General features: G+C 42.4%; 1 protein-coding gene. It reads right to left on the reverse strand.

Annotated elements, in window-relative coordinates; all coding sequences use genetic code 11:
• A partial coding sequence (locus tag U9Q77_12045; protein MEA3288089.1) for an AAA family ATPase occupies positions 1 to 1819 on the reverse strand: 1819 nt, incomplete at its 3' end.
• Positions 1820 to 1949: the final 130 nt, after the last annotated feature.

A 1949-nucleotide genomic window follows, 5' to 3' on the forward strand; every position in this document is an offset into this window, starting at 1 on the left:
CTTTGATTTTCTCGAAAAGGTCAATAACCTTTGGAGGGAATTTTTCTATCTCAAGTTCACAGAGTTTTTCAGCAATTGCTGGTGCATACTTGGGCTTGCTGGAATCAAGAATATCCATCAAAGCTTTGTCGTAACCATCAGATGGCTTATAGTCCCGGACAACAGCGGCATAGATGGGTTGCTTACAACAAGAACATGGTGGTTCACTTGTTTTTTTTCTACCTGCCGATGTTCCATGTTTTTGCTCAATCCAGTTCTCAATAGCATCGACCCCGTCAAGTTCTTTTATGGCAGCCTCTATCGTAGTTTTGAATCCGGATGAAATCAGATACCCTTCAAAATCTGTGTTATCGAGGATGGTAATATGTGGGCACTTTGTAATGTCTGTTTCACCGAATACTAGTTCATAAGATTTTTTTAATCCATTAATGGCTAGTTCCTCCCCATCACTAAAAATAAATATGGGTATGGAGAATTCTTTTGCAAAAGTTAAGAACGGAAGATATTTTTTCCCGGACCCACCAACGCCGATGAAATTTACTCCTAACACAAAAGCTTCATTACCGAAATATTTTTGGAAAAGTGTGGGAAGTGCTTGCTCTTCTGTTTCACCCTCGCACAAAACCAATGCTTTTGAGAATAAAATTTCCCCTCTGGAATGTATAACCTCCCGCTGTAATCTGCGACGGTCCTCAGTTCCAAGTTGGAGATCTAGGTGATGTGCCACAATGATATCTGATGATTTCTTGAGATATCTCAATTCAGATTGATTAGCCATTGCAGCCAAATAGGGTGAATGTGTGCTAACAATTATTTGCCCCTTAGATTCAGCAAGTTGACCATAAAGCGTTTTTTGTGCATTGGGGTGCAGGTGCGCTTCAGGCTCTTCAGCAGCGAGAATGGGGAAAAATGGCTTTACTTCTTTCTTGTGCTTGGCTGCCATCAAATCAGTGAAAGCTTTCACTGTTAACATAGATGCCCAGCTTCGCGTGCCCATTCCGTGGTATTCCATAGAAAAAGCGATACTTGGACTTTCGCCAAAGTGAATCGAGAAGTGCTTGGAGAGATCACGAATTTTCTTAGGGAATGGTGTAATTTCGGCACTGCCAGAACCTTCAAATGAGTGATTTAGCTTTTTAAAATGCGCCTTTAAGCTTTGGAGAACACTACTCTCATCGACGGCTTTATCGTTAACTTTTTTTATAAGTGATTCAAGCATGGCGATTTCGGTCTGATTATACTCATCTCCGACACTTGAAAGTACTTTGCCGATAAACGATGATCGCTCTTTAAGTTCCTGGTGAATGTCTCGCTGAGCTTCAATTGGAATAAATGGCATGATTTCAAAATAATTGAGCATATTGGTTTCTTTGATCTTCTCAGTCTGCCAAGTTTCCAGATCGGGCCACCGTTCTAATGTAGACCGTTTACTATCAAAGCCCCCCTTGATTGTGTTTGGTGCGGCCCGTGTCCGAAGGGCAACAAATTGGTTGCCATTAGTCTCGGCCTTGATTTTGTCGCTAAATTCAGCGGCCCATTCGTCATTGAATTTTTGCATGCGAATTCCATTAGCATCTACTGGGACGATCCTGACATCTACAAGAATTTTCGAAACTCGTTTGTCATCAGCGCCGATGTGAAAATCCTCTTCGGAGAGATAGCGAGAGTAGTCACCTAAAGCCAGTTGCAGTGCTTTTAGCAGGGACGTCTTGCCTGAGTTATTGGTGCCAATCAGGACGGTCACACGAGGAAGTGATATCTCAAGGTTTTTGATCCCACGAAAGCCAGCGATTCTGACAGTGTCGATAAGAATATTCATGTTTTATCCTCCTTTACTAACCGCGTTTTGCCAGTCAGCAATTCCTGCATCATGCCCTGCTTGATGGCTTTGTATTTGTCCCGCTTCTGTTTTAAGGCTTCTATCTCGGTGTCCATGTCAGAGAGGATTT

The organism is Candidatus Neomarinimicrobiota bacterium, from assembly GCA_034716895.1.
Classification (GTDB): Bacteria; Fidelibacterota; UBA8477; order UBA8477; family JABMPR01; genus JABMPR01.